General features: G+C 41.8%; 21 protein-coding genes. 9 read left to right on the forward strand and 12 right to left on the reverse strand.

Going from position 1 to position 24298, the window contains the following annotated elements:
- The first annotated feature begins 42 nt into the window (after positions 1 to 42).
- Positions 43 to 243 carry a type II toxin-antitoxin system VapB family antitoxin gene (locus V7K69_RS25770; protein ID WP_335039659.1) on the forward strand — a complete coding sequence of 67 codons (201 nt, stop codon included), beginning with the start codon at positions 43 to 45 and terminating at the stop codon, positions 241 to 243.
- A gap of 15 nt (positions 244 to 258) precedes the next feature.
- On the opposite strand, the gene V7K69_RS25775 is transcribed toward V7K69_RS25770, so the two are convergent.
- Together V7K69_RS25775 and V7K69_RS25780 are read right to left on the reverse strand one after the other, a co-directional pair.
- Entirely contained in the window at positions 259 to 660 is a 402-nt protein-coding gene (locus tag V7K69_RS25775) for a type II toxin-antitoxin system VapC family toxin (protein WP_335039661.1), read from the reverse strand.
- A complete protein-coding gene (locus tag V7K69_RS25780) occupies positions 657 to 896 on the reverse strand; it encodes a type II toxin-antitoxin system Phd/YefM family antitoxin (protein ID WP_229486797.1) in 240 nt (79 codons plus the stop codon). The genes V7K69_RS25775 and V7K69_RS25780 overlap by 4 nt, the downstream gene beginning before the upstream one ends.
- A gap of 475 nt (positions 897 to 1371) precedes the next feature.
- Here V7K69_RS25780 and pheT point away from each other — a divergent pair, with 475 nt between their 5' ends.
- The 7 genes from pheT (at position 1372) to V7K69_RS25815 (ending at position 9315) form a co-directional block, all read left to right on the forward strand.
- Positions 1372 to 3822: a phenylalanine--tRNA ligase subunit beta gene (gene pheT, locus V7K69_RS25785; protein ID WP_335039664.1), complete on the forward strand. Its 2451-nt coding sequence runs from the start codon at positions 1372 to 1374 to the stop codon at positions 3820 to 3822.
- Between the two features lie 105 nt (positions 3823 to 3927).
- Positions 3928 to 4197: a YciI family protein gene (locus V7K69_RS25790; protein ID WP_190962264.1), complete on the forward strand. Its 270-nt coding sequence runs from the start codon at positions 3928 to 3930 to the stop codon at positions 4195 to 4197.
- Between the two features lie 114 nt (positions 4198 to 4311).
- On the forward strand, positions 4312 to 5106 hold the full coding sequence (locus tag V7K69_RS25795) for a Tab2/Atab2 family RNA-binding protein (protein WP_335039666.1): 795 nt from the start codon (positions 4312 to 4314) through the stop codon (positions 5104 to 5106).
- A gap of 424 nt (positions 5107 to 5530) precedes the next feature.
- Positions 5531 to 6112 carry a tetratricopeptide repeat protein gene (locus V7K69_RS25800; protein WP_335039668.1) on the forward strand — a complete coding sequence of 194 codons (582 nt, stop codon included), beginning with the start codon at positions 5531 to 5533 and terminating at the stop codon, positions 6110 to 6112.
- A gap of 219 nt (positions 6113 to 6331) precedes the next feature.
- Positions 6332 to 8587: an EAL domain-containing protein gene (locus tag V7K69_RS25805; protein WP_335039670.1), complete on the forward strand. Its 2256-nt coding sequence runs from the start codon at positions 6332 to 6334 to the stop codon at positions 8585 to 8587.
- A 151-nt stretch (positions 8588 to 8738) separates the two neighbouring features.
- Positions 8739 to 8969, forward strand: coding sequence for a type II toxin-antitoxin system MazE family antitoxin (mazE, locus tag V7K69_RS25810; RefSeq protein ID WP_335039672.1), 231 nt, complete (start codon positions 8739 to 8741; stop codon positions 8967 to 8969).
- Positions 8956 to 9315, forward strand: a complete 360-nt coding sequence (locus tag V7K69_RS25815) for a type II toxin-antitoxin system PemK/MazF family toxin (RefSeq protein ID WP_335039674.1) — start codon at positions 8956 to 8958, stop codon at positions 9313 to 9315. The genes mazE and V7K69_RS25815 overlap by 14 nt, the downstream gene beginning before the upstream one ends.
- A gap of 440 nt (positions 9316 to 9755) precedes the next feature.
- Here the strand turns inward: V7K69_RS25815 and V7K69_RS25820 are convergent, their stop codons facing one another.
- The 10 genes from V7K69_RS25820 to V7K69_RS25865 form a co-directional block, all read right to left on the reverse strand.
- The gene (locus tag V7K69_RS25820) at positions 9756 to 10955 is read right to left on the reverse strand and encodes a DUF4159 domain-containing protein (RefSeq protein ID WP_335039677.1); all 1200 of its coding nucleotides are present in this window, start codon (positions 10953 to 10955) and stop codon (positions 9756 to 9758) included.
- A gap of 69 nt (positions 10956 to 11024) precedes the next feature.
- Positions 11025 to 12005, reverse strand: coding sequence for a phage tail protein (locus V7K69_RS25825; RefSeq protein WP_335039679.1), 981 nt, complete (start codon positions 12003 to 12005; stop codon positions 11025 to 11027).
- A 149-nt stretch (positions 12006 to 12154) separates the two neighbouring features.
- Positions 12155 to 14353 (reverse strand): putative baseplate assembly protein, encoded by a 2199-nt coding sequence (locus V7K69_RS25830; protein ID WP_335039681.1) that lies wholly within the window; start codon positions 14351 to 14353, stop codon positions 12155 to 12157.
- Between the two features lie 99 nt (positions 14354 to 14452).
- Positions 14453 to 14866 carry a GPW/gp25 family protein gene (locus V7K69_RS25835; protein WP_335039683.1) on the reverse strand — a complete coding sequence of 138 codons (414 nt, stop codon included), beginning with the start codon at positions 14864 to 14866 and terminating at the stop codon, positions 14453 to 14455.
- Positions 14867 to 15286: 420 nt separating this feature from the next.
- Positions 15287 to 15790 (reverse strand): PAAR domain-containing protein, encoded by a 504-nt coding sequence (locus V7K69_RS25840; protein ID WP_335039685.1) that lies wholly within the window; start codon positions 15788 to 15790, stop codon positions 15287 to 15289.
- Between the two features lie 49 nt (positions 15791 to 15839).
- Complete coding sequence (locus tag V7K69_RS25845) at positions 15840 to 17573, reverse strand: VgrG-related protein (RefSeq protein WP_335039687.1); 1734 nt, start codon at positions 17571 to 17573, stop codon at positions 15840 to 15842.
- A 79-nt stretch (positions 17574 to 17652) separates the two neighbouring features.
- On the reverse strand, positions 17653 to 18210 hold the full coding sequence (locus V7K69_RS25850; RefSeq protein ID WP_335039689.1) for a CIS tube protein: 558 nt from the start codon (positions 18208 to 18210) through the stop codon (positions 17653 to 17655).
- Positions 18211 to 18248: 38 nt separating this feature from the next.
- On the reverse strand, positions 18249 to 21500 hold the full coding sequence (locus V7K69_RS25855; RefSeq protein WP_335039691.1) for a hypothetical protein: 3252 nt from the start codon (positions 21498 to 21500) through the stop codon (positions 18249 to 18251).
- Positions 21501 to 21608: 108 nt separating this feature from the next.
- Complete coding sequence (locus tag V7K69_RS25860; protein WP_335039693.1) at positions 21609 to 22133, reverse strand: phage tail protein; 525 nt, start codon at positions 22131 to 22133, stop codon at positions 21609 to 21611.
- The gene (locus tag V7K69_RS25865; RefSeq protein WP_335039695.1) at positions 22133 to 22372 is read right to left on the reverse strand and encodes a hypothetical protein; all 240 of its coding nucleotides are present in this window, start codon (positions 22370 to 22372) and stop codon (positions 22133 to 22135) included. Before V7K69_RS25865 ends, V7K69_RS25860 begins: the two co-directional genes overlap by 1 nt.
- A gap of 219 nt (positions 22373 to 22591) precedes the next feature.
- Between V7K69_RS25865 and V7K69_RS25870 the strand changes: the two genes are divergently transcribed.
- A complete protein-coding gene (locus tag V7K69_RS25870) occupies positions 22592 to 24292 on the forward strand; it encodes an eCIS core domain-containing protein (protein ID WP_335039697.1) in 1701 nt (566 codons plus the stop codon).
- Positions 24293 to 24298: the final 6 nt, after the last annotated feature.

Consider the following 24298-nt stretch of genomic DNA (forward strand, 5'->3'; position numbering starts at 1 on the left):
AATGAGTTTTTTCTGCACATTACTTTGTGCAATAATCTACAAATGACTACTAATCTCGAAATTGACGAAAACTTAATTAAGGAAGCTCTCGAACTTAGTGGTCATCCAACTAAGGATGCTGTTGTAGAAGAGGCATTGCGAGAGTATATACAGCGTCCAAAGCAATTGAAAATTATGGAGCTATTTGGTACGATTGAATACCAGGATGATTATGACTATAAGCAACAACGCCGAAGTCGATGAAAGTTATTATATTTCTTATCTGATTCCGAAATCACCAGAAAATAATGGCACATCATAAAGTTTAAATATTTGGTCTATGGAAATCAGCGTTAATCCTTCTACTAAAGCTTGAGAAATTAGCATTCGGTCAAACGGATCTTTATGATGTAGAGGTAAAGTATTTAAATTTAGAACATGGGCAGGGATAACTGACAAAAAAGAGATCCCATTTGTATTTTGGCTGTCGTAGATGTCTTCTAAGGATTGACTAAGCGTGATCTTCCCTAGCTGACTCTTAATTTGTATTTCCCACAAACTAACAACACTGACATATAATTTTGTGTCCGTTCGTTGTAGCAAACTTAAAATATTTGGTGATAACTTCTCAGGCTCACTGTCCCACCAAATAAAAATATGAGTATCTAATAAAACCTTCATAAACCCCAAAAAGAATCTGGTAAAGGATCATCAAAATCATCACTCATTACCATAGAGCCACGATTTAAACCCGCTTTAGGAACTACAGGCTGTTCTTGGGGTTGAGACAAAGGCAAAACCCTTGCCCAAGGGACACCCTGCCGAGTTAGCGTCACTTCAACATGATTTTGGATATCTGACAATAAATCAGCTAAATTATCCGATAAGTCAGCAATATCGAAAGTTTTTGATGACATTTTGATTTATGCCCTACTCATTACCAGCATTATATAGGAGTCTTAAATCAATTGCTCAGAGCAAAAAGCTGGGCTTGTTGATAACACAGAAAAAACAAGCCCATGTATTTAATTAGTCAAGTATTAGGGATTACCAATTTTGGGTGGAAGTAGGATGCTTTCTATAGTATTAAATACTTTGCTCAAGTTCTTCTAAAGTGTGAAAATAACTCCTAAAAATTCTCCGTAGATTTAAGTGGAACAAAGTGACCTGCATTCACAAGCTATATAATTTTTTAACGTAGACGTGCAGAGGCTGACCACAGCAGATCGCACAAAATGTAAAGATAAAGCAAAAAACCGATATTGTTCTGGGAGTCTAACGTAGTAGGATTGTTCAAGTGAAAGGGTACGCCTAGCGGGATGAGTAGCCATCGATCGCTAGTAGGCACCCTAAAATAAGAACAAAAGACGATTCCTAAAACAAGCACACTCCATGCGTATTTCTCTAAATTGGCTGCGCGAACTAGTAGAGATAAAACTTAGTCCAGAAGAATTAGCCGAAACCCTGACAATGGCGGGGTTTGAGGTTGAAGATATTGAAGATCGCCGCACTTGGGCAAATGGCGTGGTTGTAGGGAAAGTGCTTGAGCGTCAACCCCACCCCAACGCCGATAAATTAAGTGTTTGCCAAGTCGATATCGGTGCAGGTGAAACTTTAAATATTGTCTGTGGCGCTGCCAATGTGAAGGCAGATATCTATGTACCGATCGCAACTACGGGTACTTACTTACCCAACATCGATTTAAAAATTAAACCTGCAAAACTCCGTGGTGTCCCTTCTCAGGGCATGATTTGTTCTTTAAAGGAACTCGGTTTGCCCACCGATGTAGACGGAATTCATATTTTTACCCAGGAAAATTTACCATTAGGTAGTGATGTACGTCCTTTGTTGGGTCTAGATGATGTAATTTTAGACCTGACTGCAACTGCCAATCGCGCTGATGCCCTCAGTATGGTAGGTGTAGCCAGAGAAGTAGCAGCTTTAACTAGTGGAAAATTGAGCATCCCTGAACCTGGTGAAGTTTCTATTAGCAAAAATACTGGAAATTTAACTTTAAAAATTGCTGATACACAAGCTTGTCCTGCATACATCGGTACGGTAATCGAACAAGTAAAAATTGCTCCATCTCCCGAATGGTTGCAACAGCGTTTGCGGGCGGCTGGGGTGCGTCCTATAAGTAATGTTGTGGATATTACTAACTACGTTTTGTTGGAATGGGGACAACCATTGCACGCCTTTGACCGCGATCGCTTAAAATCTGTTGCAAGTAGCGAAAATTTAACCATCGGCGTTCGTTTCGCTAATAATGGAGAATCTCTCAAAACCCTAGATGGGCAAACTCGCACCCTCTCAAACCAAAATTTGTTAATTACCGCTAACGACAGGCCCGTTGCATTGGCGGGAGTCATGGGTGGAGAAGAAACGGAAGTCCATGAAGGGACTCAAAGCCTAGTTTTAGAAGCAGCTTTATTTGATTCTGTAGCAATTCGCCGTTCTTCGCGCAGTGCAGGTTTAAGAAGTGAAGCTTCTGGGAGATATGAACGGGGAGTTAACCGCGCTGAGTTAGAAATAGCTAATCGCCGCGCCTTATCTTTAATTAGCGAATTAGCTAGTGGAATTCTTGTCCAGCAGGAAATTGCCGACACTCGCCCCGATCCTGCTACCTGGAGTCGTTCGATCGCACTGCGTTTAGACCGAGTAAATCAAATACTAGGGCCAATCGATTTGGGAGAGGACACAGGTGAACTCCAAGGACAAGATGTTGAGCGCATCCTGACTGCACTAGGATGTCAGTTGACTTCTTCAGGTGAAGATAGCAACCATCAACCTACATGGTCAGTTTCCGTCCCACCCTATCGTTACCGCGACTTAGAGCGAGAAATTGATTTAATTGAAGAAATCGCCCGTCTCTATGGTTACAACAGATTCTGCGATACTCTACCAGAAAAATCGGAAGGTGGTTATCTGCCTTTAGATGAGGAACTGATTCGCAAGTTACGGGCTTTCCTCCGGGCTGAAGGATTGACAGAATTAATCCACTATTCTTTAGTTAAACCAGGAGAAGACAGACAGATAGTACTGTCAAATCCTTTATTTGCCGAATATTCAGCGCTGCGAAACGATTTGCTATCTGGGTTGATTGATGCCTTTCAATACAATTTAGAGCAGGGTAATGGTTCCCTAAACGGCTTTGAAATCGGGCAAATTTTCTGGCGAGAAGAAGACGGTTTGCAAGAAACAGAAGCCTTAGCTGGGATTATGGGAGGCGATCGCACCGTTGGCAAATGGTCAAAAAGTGGACGTGAAGAACCCATTACCTGGTTTGAAGCCAAAGGCACTTTAGAAAGCATATTTCGGCAACTTGCCTTGCAGGTAGAATTCCAACCCGATTGCCGAGATCATCGCTTACATCCCGGACGCACCGCTTCTTTGTGGATTCGGGGTAACAGGCTAGGTATTTTTGGACAACTCCATCCCCAATTGCGACGAGAAAAAGGTTTACCAGATTCCGTTTATGTTTTCCAGTTGGATCTAGATGTGCTTTTAGAATCTCTAGGACAAGACGAAATTCTTGTGCCAACATTCCAGCCATATTCTACTTATCCAGCTAGCGATCGCGATATCGCCTTTTTCGCACCTGTGAAAATCTCAGTTTCCGAAATTGAAAAAGTAATTACCAAAGCGGGTAAAGATTTGCTCGAATCTGTGGAATTATTTGATGAATATCGTGGTGAAAATGTCCCCCAAGGACAGCGGAGTTTAGCATTCCGCTTAGTTTATCGCGCTAGCGATCGCACTTTGACTGAGGCGGAAGTCGAACCAGTACACAATAAAGTCCGCGAAGCTTTGGTGGAAAAATTCGGCGTAAATCTCAGAAGTTAGTCATTTGTCATTTGTCATTTACTAGGAGTTAGGAATTATTAATTCCTCACTCCCCGATATACTGACTACAAAATCCAAAATCTAAAATCCAAAATTGGTAAAGTTATGCCTAAATATGTACTCTGGGGAAGTTACTGCGAAGATGTTCTTGAAAAACGCGCCCCACACCGTGAAGCTCATTTAGACGGATTAGCAAAACAGAAAGAATCCGGTGTGCTGATTACTATTGGCCCCACCAAGGATGTCACAAAAGTTTTTGGAATTTACGAAGCCGAAGACGAAGCCACTGTGCGCCAGTTGATTGAAAACGATCCCTACTGGAAAAATGGCATCTGGACTGAATATTCTGTCAAAGAATGGATTCAGGCTTTTTAAATTGGGCATGGGGCATAGGGCATTGATTATAATTCTCCTCCCCCATTCCCAATTCCCACTTGCCCTGAGCGTTCGCGTAGCGTCTCGTAGAGAAGCCGAAGGGATTCCCAATTTATGAAAATTTGGCAGGTTGATTTTTATCGTCGTCCCTCACAGGATGTGTCTGGACAAGTTCTATGGGAGTTGTTGATTTGTGACGCAACTCGCAGCTTTGAGTATGAAGCTACCTGTCTTCAGTCAGCAGCAAATTCTAATTGGGTAGCTGCTCAACTTGAGCTAGCCGCAGGTGAAAAATTGCCAGATGTGATTCAGGTGTTTCGTCCCCAGTCTCTAAGCTTAATTGAGGCGGCTGGACGCAATTTAAGTATAAATGTCGAACCAACCCGCCACACTTTGGCACTGAAGCAGTGGTTACAAGAAAAGCAATATCCCGCAACGGTAGATAAACCACCCCCAGCACCATTACCAGAGAACCTCTGGGGAGAACAATGGCGGTTTGCAAGTTTAGGGGCTAGTGACGTAGAAACGAGATTTAGCGATCGCCCCATTCCCATTTTGCACATCCCAGAACATCTCAAACCCATCAACTTGGGTTTAGCGTCAACAGTGCCCGTCCCTGGTGTAATAATTTATGGTGGACGGCAATCGATGCGCCTAGCCCGGTGGTTACAGCAAGCCCGTCCTGTGGCATTAAACTACATTTCTGGCGCACCAGATGGCTTAGTATTAGAGGCTGGCTTAGTAGATAGATGGATTGTTGCCACTTTTGAAGATCCAGAAGTTACAACAGCAGCCCAAACATTTGAACTACGAAAAAAGCAAAGCCGAGGATTGCATTTTTTGTTAGTGCAACCAGATGATTCCGGGATGACTTATAGCGGCTTTTGGTTATTGCAGGCAGGAGATTGATATTACAACAATTTTCAGGTAAATAGATCATACTGTAGGGGCAATTCATGAATTGCACCTACGACAGATGTGGTTCAAATAAATGAAAATAGCTGTAATTGCCAAAAATATTTGTCCGCTTATTCTTGCCTATTTGCTCTATATAAATGCTCGCAAAGAAAGGGAAGATATTATAAGTTTTTAATTAATATTTGTAACTAATTGAAACCTTATCCACTCATCTTATACATCTCAAACCTTGGTAACACCTAATATCAAGCAGATATCTGTAATACTACCTATATAAATAGAGATTAAGCGCTGATAGCAGCAGTTTGGTATGAGCAACGTTTATCAACGGTGCAAACCCGTTTGAGAGAAGAACATCTCTCTGTTGCCACCAGCCTGAAGGAGCTAGCAGGACTTTACTCTTATCAAGGAAGCTATGAACAAGCTGAACCGCGAAGTGCTGTATCTGCAAGCTTCAGGACAGAGAAAACGGCTGCTGAGAGAAAAACATCCTTCTGTCGCCACCAGCCTGAACATCCTAGCAGGACTCTACTATTATCAAGGACGCTATGACCAAGCCCAAGAGTTGTTAGGGGAAGCTTTAGGACAGAGAAGGCTGCTGGGAGAAGAACATCCTTTTGTGGCCACCAAACTGAACATCATAGCAGTACTTTACTATTATCAAGGGCGGTATGACCAAGCCCAAGAGTTGTTAGTGGAAGCTTCACAGAAGAAAAAACGGCTACTGGGAGAAGAACATCCTTCTGCCGCCACCAAACTGAACAACCTAGCGTCACTTTATAATTCTCAAGGACGCTACGACCAAGCTGAAGAGTTGTTAGTGGAAGCTTTAAGACAGAGAAGGCTATTGGGAGAAGAACATCCTTCTGTTGCCACCTGTCTGAACAACCTAGCGTCACTTTATGATTCTCAAGGACGACACGACGAAGCCGAGCCGCTTTATCTGCAAGCTTTAGAAGTATTTCAGCGTCTGCTGGAGACTTATCCAGAATATTAATTTAGAGGTTATTTAAAAAGTCCTGTTAGTTGATAGCAAAACGTTTTAGATCCCCCTAAATTCCCCGATAAATTGGGGGATTTGAATTCTGGTTCCCCCTTTTTTAGGTAGGTGGGATCAAGAAGTGCCTAAAATCACAGCTAACAATTTTTTCAACAACCTCTTAGTCGTAACTGTTCACAGGTTTTTTTAGCTACTGCAAAAATACAGGTACACATCTTGGCTTATAAACATTGGCTAAGTAGTTGCATCAAGGCCATCACGGCTTTCGGATCGCTATACACAGATATTGAGTTGAGAGAGTTAATACCAAAGGCACTTACTTTCCCCAGTTATGGACGACTGTTGGTAGCCAACCGAGAACTAGAGCGGGAAATCAGCGATGTCCACAACGAGATCCGCTTACTCAAACAGGCAGAAATTGCGAGCAAACAAAGCGAGATTCGCTACCGTGCCATTGTAGAAGATCAGGCTGAAGTGATTGCCCGATATTTACCAGACGGCACACTCACGTTTTTCAACCAAGCTTTTGCGCTTTATTATGGGCGATCGCCAGAGGAACTGATCGGCAGCCCCGATCAACCCATGATTTTGGAGGCAGATCGGCAGCGAGTTGCTGAATTCGTAGCTTTAATTAGTGCCGATCATCCTGTTGTCATCATTGAGAATCGCGTACTTCTGGGAGATAGGGTGCGTTGGACTAAGTGGCATAACCGAATGATATTTGACGAGCAAGGATGCTTTCTGGAATTTCAATCGGTAGGATACGACATCACAGACTTCAAGCAAATCGAAGAAACACTTTTTCAAGAAAAAGAATTAGCCCAGGTGACATTGCAATCGATCGGAGATGCAGTTCTTACCACAGATGCGTTTGGCAAAATTCAATACCTCAATCCGGTTGCAAAATCTCTGCTTCAATGTAGTGAAGCATCCGCAGAAGGGTTGCTGTTAGAAGAGGTCTTTGGAATTGTGCATGAAACAACACGGGAGAAAGTTCAGAACCCAATTGAGCAAGCGTTACAGGAAAATCGAACTGTGAATTTAGCAAAACATACCGTCTTAATTAATCAGAATAATCAAGAAATTGCGATTCAAGATTCAGCCGCGCCCATTCACAATCGTGAGGGACAAATTATTGGCGGGGTTATGGTGTTTCGTGACGTGACTCAGAACCGCGAGTTTTCACGTCAGCTATCCTGGCAGGCAACCCATGATGCTTTAACAGGATTGGCGAATCGCCAGGAATTTGAGCGGCAGGTTAAACAAGCATTGGGCCTTGCTTGTTCAGACTACCAGGTTCATGCGTTGTGCTATTTGGATCTCGATCACTTCAAAATCGTAAATGATACCTGTGGTCATGTGGCTGGAGACGAATTACTGCGTCAAATTACTGTCTTATTGCAGGAGAAGATTCGGAAAACTGACATACTTGCACGCTTAGGGGGCGATGAATTTGGCGTATTGCTCAGTAAGTGTACACTGGAGCAAGCTTTATTAATTGCCAACGATCTGCTTTCGTGTGTTCAAAAGTTCCGGTTTGTTTGGCAAGAGCAGGTATTCTCAATTGGAATAAGTATCGGCTTGGTCGGTATTGACACTCATAGCGAGAGCGTTGCAGAGATTATCAGCACAGCTGACGCAGCTTGCTATACAGCGAAGAACTGGGGGCGCAATCGCGTGTACGTTGCTCAGACTAACGACCAGGAGCGACTGCAACAGCGCGAGAAGATGCAGTGGGCCAGCCGCATTTCTCAAGCCTTGGAAAATGATTGGTTTTGTCTCTATGTTCAACCTATTGCCGCTATCACCTCGACTGCTCAAAACGCTGACGATGGGGACTATTATGAAGTCCTGCTGCGGCTCCGGGATAAGCAGAGAAATTTAGTGCTGCCAATGACGTTTATTCCAGCAGCAGAACGCTACGACTTGATGCACCTAATCGATCAATGGGTGATTCGGACTCTGTTCAGGAATTGGACAAAGGTTGTTGGCGATAAACAAAGCATTTATGCAATTAACCTTTCTGGCTCTAGTATCAACGACGATCGGTTTTTTGACTTTCTATATCAGCAGTTTACTCTATACTCCATCTCACCCCACTGCATTTGCTTTGAGATTACCGAAACCGTGGCGATCGCCAACCTAAGCAAAGCCAGACAGTTCATTCAGTCACTTCAACGGATGGGCTGTCGCTTCGCGTTGGACGATTTTGGGGTGGGTATGTCGTCCTTTGCCTATCTCAAGTCTCTGCCTGTGGATTACCTCAAAATTGACGGGAGCTTTATTCGTAACATTGTCAAGAATCCTGTGGATAATGCGATCGTGGCAGCAATCACGCACATTAGTAGTGTGATGGGTATTCAGACTATTGCTGAGTTTGTAGAGAATGACGCGATTTTAGAGCGAATTACGGCACTAGGAATTGATTACGCACAGGGATATGGCATTGCAGCACCTCGCCCATTGGGGTAGATATAGCTAGCCTATACACCGTTGGCAAATGTACTACATAGCTTTTGTTAATTCAAGTATTACGTAAGCTCAAACCGGTCAGATATATAAAGCAAATTTTAGTATGATGATAAAATCATACTAAATAGTAATACTAACAATTTATTCATAGATGCTGAAAGTCACAATTACCTTAGAAGAAGACATTCTGCAATTTGTAGATCAGTATGCACATGGAAATCGTAGTGGATACATTAATACACTGCTAGCAGAACACCGTCGCCAAATTTTGGCAGCAGAAATGATTGCAGCCCTCAAGCAGGATGCTGAAGATCCAGAATATCAAGCTGAAATTGCTGCTTGGGATAGCGTTGCTGGAGATGGCATAAATGCCAGGGAATAATTTAACTTACCGACGAGGAGAAATACGTTGGGTGAATCTTGATCCGACACTGGGGGCTGAAGCAAAAAAAATCCGCGCTTGCTTGATTGTGCAAAATGACATCATGAATCAGTATGGATTGCTGACAATTGTGATGCCATTTCGACCCGGAAGTAAACAAGCCCCCTACGTTGTAAATGTGAAAGCAACACCAAATAATGGACTAGACCAAGACCGTTTTATAGATATTGGCCAAATTCGTGCTGTTGATCATAGTCGTATTTTGGGCTTGCTGGGCGTGCTGGAGTCAGAATACTGGGAACTTATTCGTACAGCCTTAAATATAGTTCTAGGTTTTGTGCTTTAGGGATGTTAGGGAATGAGTTAATAGAGTTCAGATAAGACCAAAACACTTGTAGAGACGGCGATTTATCGCGTCTCAAAACTCAAAACCCACGATTTTGTAGAAGTAACGCTTCCAAGTGTATTGGATTATAAGTCAATACAGTTCAGTTAAGGCTAAAAATCTGTTACCAAAGTCGTTTTTTAACGAACCGCCAAGGCGCAGAGAACGCAGAGAGAAGAAAGAGATGCTTAACCCAAGTGTATTGGATTCCAAGTGACGCGAAGGCGATCGCTCTATATTAGAGGGTAGGTATTGCTAAAAATGCGAAACCATATCCAATATTATTTAAAATAATGCCCGCTCCAATACGATTCGGATCAGGGTTTTGATGAAAGTTATAGATCGCAATAACGCAATAAATCACCGTCTCTTCCCTTAAGCAAACCGGATTAATGCCCACCCTACCACTGTCCTGAATTATCTTCTTGTTGCAAGCCTATCAACTGTCGCCGTTTCCAAGCATAATGAAGAATATTAATTCCTAATTCCTGGGCTGTACGAATAGTCAATCTGGGTAAATTCAAATCTCTATCCAGTCCCCAAGCGGTTGCTAAATCACCAATTACTAAAATAATTCCGCCACCGATTAACATTTTAATTTGCTGTTGATTAACCATTGGCAAGGCAGCAAATAAAAAAGGTTTTGTCCTTAAAGGATGACTCCGTTGCAATTCTTCTAAAGGTCTTAAAGGACTTTCTAACTGTTGTGCTAATGCTTGAGTACTCTCAATTAAAGCATTAGCATTTATTGGTGCATCAACGAGAAGCACTCCGCCTAAATTTAAGTAATTTTTCAGGGATTCAAATTCGAGACTATTTAAAGAAATTGCCTGTCCACCTGTCAAATAAAGTAAGTCATAATCTTGAATATTTTCACTTAAAGAAACCTGCCCTGGTTCATCAGCCCCTCGCAAACTGGGATATAGGGGTTCTACTGCTTGTAACAAATACGAAAGGCTGAAAAAATTACGCGCACATTCAGGATCGCTATGAGTTGCTTGTGCCATACAGACAAGTGCTTGGGGACGCATTTGTGCCTGACGACGATAACGCAAATCAATATTGTTATATCCAGGAAAGAAAGCATCCGCAGGTTGGGTAATATCAGTATGTCCTGGTTGCAGAAGTATTCGACATATTTCTATTTCTGAACTGGCTGGTATGGAGTTTCTTTGGTCAATTCGATAGGTTTCTTGAACAACATCTCTTTGCTGTCCACGGCGCAATTCATCAGGGTCTACATAGCTAACTACTAAGTAGATCATGAGTGGTTCCGAACTGACTACTTCTATATCAATAGGAAAGTCATAAGAAGTCGGTACAACAATTAGATTACCTGCTAAATCAATTGCAATACCAGGTTGAATTTGTACCCAACGTCCATCTCGGTATCTAGCTTCTACTTGGCTTGGGGCTGTCACATCTCGAACGCCTAAACCACAGACAATTCCTGGTTGGTTTAAACTTTGATATTGAGCATTTTGCCGATTCCGGTGATAATCATGGGCTGTGCGCCAGCGTTCTGCATTGATTAGTAACCCGTCTGCGGCTTGCAGGCGTTCCAAAGATTTGATTGGTGGGGGTGGGAAAGGATGAGACATAGCGATTTTAGATTTTGGATTTTAGATTAATAGTCTGTTTGATTTAAAAAGTTACGAATTACGAATTATTTAATTAGAGGGATTTTCAATAGATAGTTCATAAGTGCAGAAAGCAGGCTTTTCTTGTTCTATGATTCTTTGGATAAGTTGCTCATTAATGATGCCACTAGAAATATTTGAACGCAAACGGACTATAAAATGATATGGTTGTCCACCTGCTAAAACAGCATTTCCTAATTGGGCATCTCCGATGATGAAACTTGGGCCAAAAGGTTCTGTAATACTAATATGTTTATCAGCTTCATTAGGTAAATCTTCATCTAACGGTAAACCAGTATAAAGATGTAAATAGAGACGCAATCCTTTACGAGTTCCGCGCCAGCGATAAAGTTCTACAGCCCGACGAATTAAACGCCGTTGTTGCTGGAGATCCCAAACTGAATCTACTTGCCAAGCAACCCAATGAGCCATAAAAGGTAGTAATGCTTGTGGTGCTGTCAAGGGATCGAGGTTTGCCCACATGACATTGTAACTATCAACTATTGGTTGAAAAGCTTGCTCAAATATCTTCATGAAGCGACCAATAAAGTCTACTTCCCGATACAAAATTGGCAAGAATTCCATGTAGGCGGTATAGGGACGGATATATAAATCAAAATATTCGCTTCTTTCGATTTGTTCGTTCTCTGTGCCTGCGTCTATATGTAGAGTAATTAGGCTGCGAAAATTGAGAGTTAATTTGTTTTTTGTCCCAGGAGAAATTGCTTCTTGGTCTTCAAAAAATGTGTCGGGAATTGAGAAGTAGAGAACAGCATCCATTTGTCCACGAGGCGGTATTTCACTACCCTCTGTGCCAATTTGACACCACTGGGATGGAAAGTTTCCGTCAACGCTTAAGCTTACCCGCAAAGGACGTTGTTCTAAGTTTTGCACTTGCACAATCATCTCACTGGGATGTCCAGGATGCAAAAGTAAAGTACGTCCACCTACATCGATATCCGCATTTGTAAATCCTAAACCTGCCACAGGTAAAGCTTCAGGTATTTGCATTGGCGTTAATTGAATGCTTACAGCTGGACTAGAGCGACTTTGAACCATAGGATTAGGGAATTGAGAATGGGGAATTGGAGGGAGAATAACTACTGATAAATGACCAATGACAAATAACAAATGACGAATGACAAATGACAAATGACAAATTACGAATTACGAATTATTTGAATGTCGTGATTTGAACGTAGATTGGTATCAGCCCAAGAACATATTAAACCTTCTGATCCGGGGTCAATCAATTGTTCTGGTGATGGTTGTCGTCGCCAATTTTCTCCTTGCTTGCGGATGGGAAACAGCAGCACGGGGCCTAAATGACGCACGCCTGGGGTTTGTTGCAGTAATGCGACAATATCTGATGTATAAACTGGTCGCCCAAATGGCCAACCTTTGCCGTCCATTCCTCCAGTTAATGGATTTAAATATTTATACAGTAATACCCTTAAATTTCGGCGAATTTCTTCTCTGGCAAAAGGGTTATCATAAGCAGGTTCTAAAGCAACTTCTGTCTGTACAGAAACACCTACATAATTCGGTTCTTGTAATTCTATTTGTACCCCTAATAACCGTCTTTCATCTAAGTAACTCAAAATTTGCTCTTGGAGGGCATTACTAAGAGCAAACTCTTCTGGTCTGATGCCATTACCTTGTGCGATCGCATCTGTATTTGCATAAGGAACAACCAGTAAACTAACTATACCAGCTTGTCTACGAGAATTTGCTGCCAAACACCGGACGCGCGCGATCGCACCTGCACCCGCTTGTTGAGTCAAAACTTCAAAATCTTCCGCAGTGACGGCGCGATCGCGTGTGCGGAGGATGCGGGGAGCCTTCATCACAGCCTGTTCTAGCGATTCGGCATCCGCGCCATTGATCGCTGGTACGCGATTGACCACACTAGCAATGTATGGATATGCAGACTTCAAAAACTGGATTGCCCCAGTTTGCACATTGCCTTCCCTACCGCCACCTGTGCGATAAGCAACCATTTTAATCTCTGCACCACGGGGAGGAATTGCCCCATATTGGTGTTCCGACTGGTTATTTTCTAGAACTTGTACAGATGTTTTATCTAGCGATGGTTCTTGAATTCGCGATCGCATTTGGGTATGCTGTTTAAGTTGGCTAGGTTCCCGAATCAGCGGCCCAAACTGGATTATCCCAGTGATCGAATCGATGGTGTAATGAAAGTTATGTGGCCCAGAATCAGCAAAATCTCTCACCTCAATCCACTTTTGAGGCAAACCACCACTGGGAGTAACTAAAATATACTCATTTTCCCGACGTTCTAAAATTGGTGCTGTTTGTAACTGGAAACTTTGACCGGGTGTACCATCACTAATTCCCAATCGCTCATCTATAATCAGCGTACTGTGACTAGCTCTAACAGTACCGCCAATTGACCGCGCTGCTAAACCAATAATTCTTGGCGGACGATTGTAACCAGATTCATTGGCTTCTGCGGAAACAAAGCTACAGCGCAACCAACGACCCCGGTAAGAAGTAAAATTAGCCACAGGCCAAATTTGAGGTAGATGCAAACGTACCTCTGCACCTTGGGAAGGGTTTCCACCCTGTTGCGCCATTTCATAAAAACTGAAACCGCGAGTTTTATCATCCGACTCTTGTAATAAAACTGGTTGCCAATTTTCCCCATCCCAAGCTTCCCATTTGCGCGGTGGTTGATTGGGGTTAATCCCAGCAGGGGTAGCCGCAGCCCCTTGGAAAATAATTTCTAAAACGTTAGCGTCTAAAGGATCATCAGAATTAATCGCTAAATAAAAGCAGTTACCAGGCTGAGGTTCCTCTTCAAAAATCGGTTGTTCATTACCTGTCCAGAAACCATTAGATTCACGAGTCCAAGAAGTTGTGACTCTTTCGCGCAGAGATTGGGGAATATCTTCGGTAGTTTGGGCAGTTAAGAAGTGTTGGATGCGGGGTTTGCCGATAATTAAAGGAGAATCTGTACTAAAGGTAATCGCTTCTGTAGTTTCAGTGCGGATAGTTGAGGCTTCCAATCCGGCTGGAATTGTGTAGGCTTCGGGTAGTGCAGCGCTTAAATAAAAAGTTAATTCCGTGCGGGCTGGGGCTGGAGGCTGGAGACGAATACCCAGTAATTCTAGGAAAGCGACATAATTTTTTCGGGGTACTTGGTTAAATCTGAGCAACATCTGGTCAGTTAACCAAGCAAATAACTCAATTAGCGTAATTCCTGGGTCGCTGAGGTTGTGATCAGTCCATTCTGGACAGTAGCGAGGAATACGCATAATACATTCTTCCACCAAATCATCGAAGGCGCGATCGTCTAAGTTGGAAGAAGGTAATTTCGGTAAAAAATCAAAGTTCATACCAATTTAAAAAAGAATGTGACAGATACAAGCCTAGAAACCCAGATAAAATTCAGCTTTCTTAATTGCGAATTGCGAATTGCGAATTGCGAATTGGTATCACGATTCCTCCCCAGCTGAAACCAAATAATAAGGATAAACAAAACTATAAATATCGGGGCCGTCTTTAAGTCGATAATTGATAATGATGTCAACTCTGCCACGCACAGGGTCAGGATCGGTGACAACTTCATCGATAGTAATGCGTGGTTCCCAAACTTCTAAAGCTTCCAAAACATAAAGACGGATTCGCAGTAGGGTCTCGCTATTTAAAGGTGCAAACGCCAGTTCCGATAAGCGCGAACCAAAGGTAGGTCGATAAACCCGCTCACCTACTCCGGTGCGAAGGATAATCCAAATAGATTCTTTAACTTTTTGATCTTCACGGCTAAGTTGTATCCCGCCTTGCACACTTAAATGCAGTGGATAAGCCCAACCTGTTCCCAAATAGGCTAGTTCACGACCATAAACCATATCTGGCACTTAGACAGTTTTTACATGGATATCTTCAAAGATATCGGCACAGAGGGTTTAAGCCTATTCGCCAAAGGTCGAGGATGAAGTGGGGGGCAGAGGGGCAGGGGGCAGGGGGCAGGAGGGAGAATGATTTGTAAGTGTAATTTGGTATAGTATTAAGATTCATAGACGAGTCTTTGATATTCGTGAATGAGTTTTTAATACTCGCGGACGAGTCTTTGATACTCGTGGACGAGTCTTTGATACTCGTGGACGAGTCTTTGATACTCGTGAATGAGTCTTTGATACTCGTGGACAAGTCTTTGATACTCGCGGACGAGTCTTTGATACTCGTGAATGAGTTTTTAATACTCACGGACAAGTCTTTAATACTCGTAGGCACAGTATTCCCCTGCCCCTTGCCCCCTGCCTCTTCAATCAGCCACCAATCAAAACAGTGGGATCACCTTTGATGATTTTATTCGGTGGCCCCAATGCTTCTATAATAGTGTCGCCCATGCGAGAGGCAGGTAGATTGTTAATCAGCACAGTCTGGCTACCGTCAATCACAACCCCAGGGCCGTGAGGAGGTAGTGGTAAAGGTGTGGCGCAATTATGAATATCAGCACCACCAGCAGCAGCTGCTGCTGCGATCGCACCACCCATAGTAGCAGCTGATGTTGCCTTTGTAGTTTGTTCGGCAGCTAAAGCAGCAGGTGCCCCTGGTGTACCTGCTGCCGCTAGGGTAGAAGCCTCAGCGACTTGAATAGCCGTATCAGAAATTTGTTTGGCAGACTGCAAACCTGGTACTGCTGCTGCAAGCACGCCCCGCCACGCAGGTAAAGATCCAATCAACACATTGGGACTACCCGGCCCCCCTGTCAAGACTGGGGGTAAAGGGTGCGCCACATTATCAGTAATTCTTGCTGCTGGTTTACCCATCACAACCTCCTATTGTGTTAATTACGAATTACGAATTACGAATTACGAATTAATTAAGTCGAATCATCGCACCTTTAACTGTAATCACGCCATTGGCTGAAATGTCGATATTGCCAGCAGCATCTAATGACATATTACCTGTTGATTTCACTGAAACAGATTTACCCATATCGTCCATTTTGATTTTATGACCACCTGTGGTTTCAATCTCTATGCACCTTTGACTATCATTGAGATATATTTTGTGACCACCTGTGGTTTCTACGCGAATACCTTTTTTACTACTTCCTTTATCCTCTTCAACAAACTGTAGAACATGACCTACACGAGTCTTAATGGTGCGTAATCTTACACCACCTGTAACTGAATCATTTACATTTTCCGGTGGTGCATCCTTGCCGTTCCATACTCCACCAATGACGTAAGGACGGTGAATATCGCCATGCTCAAAACCTACCAAAACTTCATCGTTTACCTCTGGTAAACAGTCAAAACCTCTGTTTGGGCCTGCTCCCACAGCTACAACTCTAGCCCAGTCACTTGTATGATCTTCTGTGAGAGTAGGAAACTTGACCTTCACTCTGCCCATTTTCTCTGGGTCTTTATTATCAGTCACAATTCCCACTAATAAAGTCTCAGATGGCTGGAGACGTTTTTCTGGGGATAGAGTTGTGAATAAGCTACCAGAACGGAGTCCCCGCACGCTGAAATCAGTTTCATAAACGCGCTGATTAAAGAAATGGCGGGTTTCTGTAACATAATACTTACCACTATAGCGATCGCCCATATCCTCAAGACTAATAACCCGTCCAGGACGAATCTCAGGATTCCCTTCTGCTTTGGCATCTGCATAAACAAATTCTCCTCCTAGTTCATCACACAAAGCCTGAGCCATCGTCTCTGCTTGTTTTTTGCTGGCAACAGGTTTATCTACAACAATCATTTTGGGAGACTTAAGATTAGAAAATGCATTACTAGTACTACTTCCTAGCTTATTACCTGTCTGGGTTGTTTGCTTCTCTTTATTTGCTATTCCACTAATCAATTTTTTCTGGGTATAGTCCCAAGCGCGTACTTCTACAGAACTTATCTGTTCAGCACTAGTAACACGAGTACTAAATTTATTAATATCAACTAGCCATTTTAATGATAAAGCACCCTGAGTTTTTGGTTTACAAAAATTGAGTTTTTCCTCGGTAATAAATAACTCAAAACCAATGCGAGCAGCCCTTTCTCGCAAAAATTCCATATTCGTTTGATTTTCTTGGAAGACATACTTATGAACTTCACCAGTTGGCTCTATATTGCCAGGTTTTATACCTACTTCTTTAATTATTTTATTGACTATACCACTATCAGTTTCATTTAAAAAAGAACGATTATAACGACCTCTATGGAGACGATGAGAAATATCATAACCGCGAACAATTATATCAGCTTCAGATTTTTCATTAAAGTGAACTTCCATCGCTGTAATTTCGCCTTCAATAATAAATTCTCCTACCTCTTCTTGAAAATTATTATCTAGAGTAGTACTTGAAGTAAAACCCAACTTCACTTTTTTACCAATCTTAAACAACTGATCGTGTCGCCAAGCTTTATTTTCTGGTCGGTCAGATGTGGGAATATAGCTATTATGGATTACTAGCGTAAACATTGCTGGTAAATGAAGGCTTTCTTCTATTGTGATTTGCAACAAATCCTTCATTAGTTCAGGAGAAGCTTGTTGTCCATCTATCTGTATTTTAGGTTCGCTTAAATAAAGACTGTTTTTAGGAGGCATAACTATTATTTGATAATTTATAAAATGTTCAGAGCAGCCTTTAATGACAAAGTAAATACTAATTTCTCACGTTATTTTTTTACTTACTCAATTTTTGACCCTTTTTATCTGTTGCACGAGCGTTGCCTTTAGAATCAGATTTACGTCCTCCAGGCAGGTTATTCTTATCTACTTCTTGCAAGGCTATATCTACCATTGCCCTGACTGGTGTACCATCACTCAAAAACATATTTAAAGTGTAAGTTAAACTCGTGATTACACAATAAAAATACTCATCTCCCCAGGTAAATATATAAACAGGTGGTCGTTTGTCAGTTGCTTTAGTGATAGTTTCTACACCTTTCTTAATGTTATCTATGTACTTTTTCATCACCGACTCTTTCGTTTCATAAGTATCATAGAGTAACTGTTTAAGAGTGAATTTGTAAGGTTCAACCCCAGAAAAGTTTACTTTCGGAAGTAGAGTGGTTCCTCTATTTCCATCCTTACTTTCCCACTTAACAGTCCGAGCGAAACTAATATCTGTAGGATTAAACATTAATTCAATATCTGGTGCTTCATTGTTATAAGCTACAAGCTTGGCTTTCTCAAGTTGTGGTTTAAGCTTTTGAATAACAATAATTGCTGGACTTGCCATTTGAATAGTTCTCCTAAAATTAATTATTGAATGAAAATTTACCAAGGTAATCTACCGGAGTAACCGCCATGACGCTCTCGCTCAATTTCTATCCGTTGTCGTAATTTATGATAAATTTCACGAGCTAGAGCTTCAAGATCGGCTGTATCATCTTTTTCATCTCCTGGAGAAGATGAGGATGTACTTTCTATGGTTTCAGTTATCGGTTGTATTTCTCTAGATATGTCGGGTGGAGTGACTTCTCCACCATTAGCAAAGCCTCTAGGTGATGGAAGGTGTTTCGCAAAAACTTGTGGCGATTCTGAAACCTGAGAAAATTCATAGTTTTGACTATTTGATTCGCCATCATTAAAATTAAAGCTAGTAAAATCATCATTATTTCCATTGAGTAAATCTTCCACACTCGACCATTGAGAAGGTGTATCTGACCATTGGGAAGGTGTGTGAGTGCTGGGATTTGCTTTTCGGAAAATTAGGGGAGGCGATGAGTATTGAGGTGAAGATTCACCGACATCTGTTGTTTCATTTTGAAGAGTATGAATTTCTGGAGAATTAAGAATAGAAAGTTTCTGTTTATTACTATTCAACCCCAAGGAAGAAGGAATTAAAGAATTGGATACCTCAGATGAATCAGTCTCACCGCTTTTTAGCTGTAATGAAGTATCTGAAAAAGAATCGACTTTAGTCGGAGTCTCTGGAGAAATTGTTTCTTCTGGTTCTGTAGGATTGGTTGTCTGTAAACTTGGAAGAATAATATCGTGCGGTGTTCCACCCGTGTTGATGTGATGTAGTAGGGGTAGATTCTTCTGTGCATCCCTGGTATTAATGACAAACTCCCCAGGCGTAAGCATTGCAGGTACTGTATCGGAGGGTGCTATTTGCTGGCGATTTTCAACACGGGAGTCTGTAACATGACCACCAGTAGCATAACCTTTAGGCGCGGGCAAATTTTCTGCGATCGCATTTTGCTCAACTTTAGGTGCTGTGCTTACCTCATCTTGTGGAGCAGTTGGGTTGTCTAGAATATCTGGATTATCCCAGGTATCAGCAGTTGATATTTCAGGATTTTCTGATTCTACTGTTTGTTCATTATCAATAATTTCCCTAAAAATACTTGTTTTCTCAATAATTTCAGGCGAATTGGTGCTAAATACCAATGCTTCATCAATTTCAGGTGATGTGGCGGTAACTGTTGGTGTTTCAGCAATCTCAGGCGAACTGGCGCTAACTACCAATGCTTCATCAATTTCAGGTGATGTGGCGCTAATTATTGGTGTTTCAGTAATTTCAGGTGATGTGGCCCTAACTACCAATTCTTCATCAATTTCAGGTGATGTGGCGGTAACTGTTGGTGTTTCAGCAATCTCAGGCGAACTGGCGCTAACTACCAATGCTTCATCAATTTCAGGCGATGTGGCGGTAACTGTTGGTGTTTCAGTAATCTCAGGCGAACTGGCGCTAACTACCAATGCTTCATCAATTTCAGGGGAAATGGCGGTAACTGTTGGTGTTTCAGTAATCTCAGATGATGTGGTGGTAATTGTTGGTGCTTCAGCAATTTCAGGTGCTGCTAAGATGGGTTGACTTTCTGTAAACTCGCTACCAGGATTTTGAACATTGCTATCACGTTGTAGTGAAGTCACATTTTCTGAGACATCTGAGACATTAACCACCATCGCAGATTGTGATTCTGAAGTTACTAACTGTTTATCGCTATCAGGGTTGCTGAATAAACTAGGTGTATCTTCAATAACTGCTGAGGTCGGTATTAACTGAACAGGCACAATATCTGGAGACTCACTCGTAACACTAGAATCAATTTTCTGACTTTTAATAGAATCTAGAAAACCTTGATCGTGAAAGGATAGAGGCTGTAAAATATCCCCATTATCTGCTAGTAAAGGGGGCTGAATGGTTAGATTTTGCGTTGCTTTTTCTACATTGTGTGAAAAGTCAGAATCGATTTCTTGTTGTAATGTAATAGGATTTTTTACAACTGAAGACTCAGAATTAGGCGAAATAAAATCCGTCTCTATGGTATTTTCATCATTCTCCAAAGAATGAAGTAAAGTAGGTGAATCATCAACCTCAGATGAAGTAAGTGCTGAAGATAAAGTTAAAGAATTATCAGAGGCAGAATTATCTGTGACAAAATAATTTGTGTTTTTTTCTGATATTAAGTCTGCTTCATCAATAGCTGTAACTTCCTCAAACTTAGTATTAATATTTGGTGATTCTTCTTCCTGCGATAGAGAGTTTAAGGTTGGTAAAATCTCTTTTGCTTGGATTAAATTTGTCTGACTTACGCTACTTTTATTGTCAACTATAGACGGAACCTGATCTCTTTCAATGTCTTGTTGTGGTTGCGTTTGGCTAACTTGCATACCTGACAGATTAACTGATTCTGAGACTTCAGGTATTAGTTTTTCTTCATTATCTGTAAAGTTACTATCCGGTATAAATATTTTTTCTGTATTCCTTTTAGAAGGAATTTCTATAGACAAACTGTTGACTAATTCACTTGTGCCATCGTCTAATTCAATATTTTCTTTCGATGTTAAAGTATTTTCTGTTAAAGACAAACCTGTACTAGAAAAACTAGATGTTAGCTCAGAATTTTCTGACAGATCATCGGTAGCAAAATTCTCGAATAAAGTTGATTTATCTTGAAAGCTAGGTGAAGTATCTACGGTTGGAGTACTGACAGAATTACGATCCTTTGTAGTAGTGTTTAACACAATATCTAGTTGTAAATCTGGTGTTTCCAAATTAGCCTCAATAGGCATAGACTCATCTGATAGTAATAAGTTATCTTTGTTAAGATGAATATTAGTTTTATCAACAATTGGCTCAAGGTTTTTAGCCGTAGATGATTTGATAGCTTTTTTAGTTCTAGATTTTGACTTTGGTTCTTTTTCTAGTGGTTTCTGAGATTTATTTGTTTTTTTTGGCTTAGATTTATTTTTTATATTTACTTCTTGAGATGTGCCATTACTCGTATTTGTCTCGATGGGAGTTGGCATTATCTTTGGAATACTATTTTTTACTGATTCATTGTTATTGTCTAATGCAGCTATTGAATCAGAAGCATCAAATTCAATCAACGGAAATTCACTAAAATCACTAGTTATATCCTGAGTATCCCAACTATCCCAACCTATTAATGGTTCAATCGATGGTTCATACTGACGAGACAAGAAAAATTTAGAGGATTTGACTAATGGTGGTTTAGTTTGGATTGTACTGATAAAATTACTTCGTGAATGCAAAGAATGAGATTCTTTTCTCAATATTATCCCCTGAGAATTATATAAAGATGATATTACCCCAAGGGGATGAATATTGTTTCCTAGTGAAGATTGAATAATTTGCATATTTATAGTTATAAGAATAGCCAATTAACTAGAAACGAAATATCCTGATTTTTGATCTCGTTGTACAGAAGAGCCTCCTCCTGTAGACCTTGCAACTTGTAAACCTTCATAAGCTAAAGTTAATTCTTCAATCGCAACTGCCTTCCCATCTGCTTGAAGTGCAGGTGTTTTCCAGGTTATAGGAATAGCACCAATCAAAGTCCAACTCATCATTGTTTCACCGGCTTGATTGAAGATGAGAATATTGACATTGCGTCGAGATGTTTTCTTTCTTTCATCAAAAACTGCATTCATCCAGTTCCAAAAACCTGGATGATCGGTAAATCCTCGTTTCAGAGTTATGTCTGCAAATTCTGTATGACCTAAATAAATTCTTTGCTGGTCGTTAACACCACCTTCCTGAAAAACATTTTTCTTAATTTGAACACTTAATCCTGAACATTCAGCGAAAGATGCAGCAATAGAACTGTCTATCTCTACATAAAAACGATTAGTAGTGACATAATTTAATTCGTGAGTAATGTTGCCATTGTTAGCGCCTGTAGCCATCACAACCACCTTTGAGAATCATAACTACCTACCCTTTCGCGCTGCGATCGCAAATCTTCTAGCATGAGTTGATATACGCGTTCTGTAAGCTGGTTTATTAGCCGTGAGTCGTTGAGATATTTACTTGCCGTTTTAGCCGCCTTGGTAGCATCAGATGCCGCCGAAATCCCAGCGTAGCCAGCAGTACCGCCTACATCTCCATCGAACGTGAAAAAAGTTTGTTGCTGTTTTGAGTCCATAAATAAAAAAACTCTCCCTAAATCCAGGCTAAAGGTACTGCATCATAATCAAAAGTAGCCAAAAGTCGAACTTAGTAGGGGCGCAAGGCATTGCGCCCCTACGTTCGCTGAAAATCCCTTACCTTAGAAGAATTGTGTTACAAGTGCGATCGCTGTAATATCAATGTCAGTAACAGCGTATTATTCATCTAACTACTGCTTGGGAAACAGGAGAAGAAAATGAGAGAACACGTCAGCCGGCAGAAGAAAACTACTACAGACTTCTCAATTCCATCCCTGAAACACCCTACACCCGGCTTTGGTTTGGAGTCGTCGGCAATTTCACGCCAAGCAGTTCCTAAAATACAACCACTCCATCAACCAGTTACTCACGATATCAGTCGCATACCACTGCGTAGCCAAGCAAAACTCTCAATTAGCCAGCCTGGAGACATTTACGAACAGGAAGCTGATAACGTAGCACAGCAGGTAATGCAAAGAATGGGGCAACCTGTAAATAACCAGCCTATCCAACGAGAAGCATTGCCACAGGAAGAAGAAGAATTGCAGATGAAACCTCTGGCAAATTCCATCACGCCTTTGGTGCAACGAGAAGAAATGCCAGAGGAAGAGGAAGAATTACAGATGAAATCTCTGGACAATCGCACACTGCAACGAGAAGCTTTGCCAGAGGAAGAGGAAGAATTGCAGATGAAATCTCTGGATAGTAGCACATTGCAACGAGAAGCATTGCCAGAGGAAGAGGAAGAATTGCAGATGAAACCGATGGTGCAGCGTCAGGCTGAGGCTGGGATGGCTGCTGCGCCTGACCTGGAAGTGTCCATTAACCAAGCACGGGGGGGTGGAGTGGCGATCGCAGACAACATCCGCAAACCAATGGAACAGGTGTTTGGCGCTGATTTCAGTGGGGTGAAGGTTCACACGGATGGTCAATCTGACCAGTTGAATCGGTCAATTCAGGCGCGTGCTTTCACAACCGGACAGGATGTGTTCTTTCGTTCGGGGGAATACAACCCTGGGAGTCGGGGCGGACAGGAGTTGTTGGCGCATGAGTTGACTCATGTTGTGCAGCAGAATGGGGGGGCTGTACAGCGATCGCCTTTATCTCCGCAGCAGCCCGCCATCGAAACCCCATCGCCATCGGAGGGCGATCGCGTGATTCAACGAGCGAAGCTAAATATTCGTAAGGACGGAACAGGAACGATCAGCGGTGTTTCAAAGTTTTCTAGTCGCCCTACCTCCAACATCAGGGGACCTCAAGGTCAACACCTGACAGCATATGTCGTATTTGAAGATATGATTAGTAACAGGGTAACAGACCGAACAGTGGGAGAAGCAGCAGCAGAACTTGTCAAAGTATTGGAAGAAATTTCCGAACTTCCGGGTATGAAGCTAAAAAGTGCAGAATATCTCAAATTGCCACTAATGAGCAATATTGACCTACTGAAAAGCGATGATATAACGGCGCTGGATATTGGAATAGTTATCGATAATATCTTGTCAATCAGGAACAAGGTACCGGGTACAGCAGAACGTGGAACTGGTGGAGGCCATGGGGAAGCTAAACACTCCGGAATTATGCAAGAGGTAGAGAAAGCCTTGAGAACAGACAAATGGAAGGAGTCATGGGACGAGGATATCGTATCAAATCAGGTTTGTTATGGAGTGTGGAGGCTGTTAGACTACAATCCTACAAACCCAACCTCACAAGAAGACAGAATAACAATAGCAAACAAGATCGTAACTCACTATAAATCCATCATGAGTGCATACCCATTGACAGATAAATGGCTAAACGAGCGGGAAGATTACTTTCAAACCTATTTAGAGGGACATCGGGATGATGTGGAGATGCCACTTAAACAAATCGATTCATCGAATTTAGAGCAGGTATTTAATTTGGTGGCATCTGGGCTGTAGCGAAAG

The organism is Nostoc sp. (assembly GCF_036917775.1).
Classification (GTDB): domain Bacteria; phylum Cyanobacteriota; class Cyanobacteriia; order Cyanobacteriales; family Nostocaceae; genus Nostoc.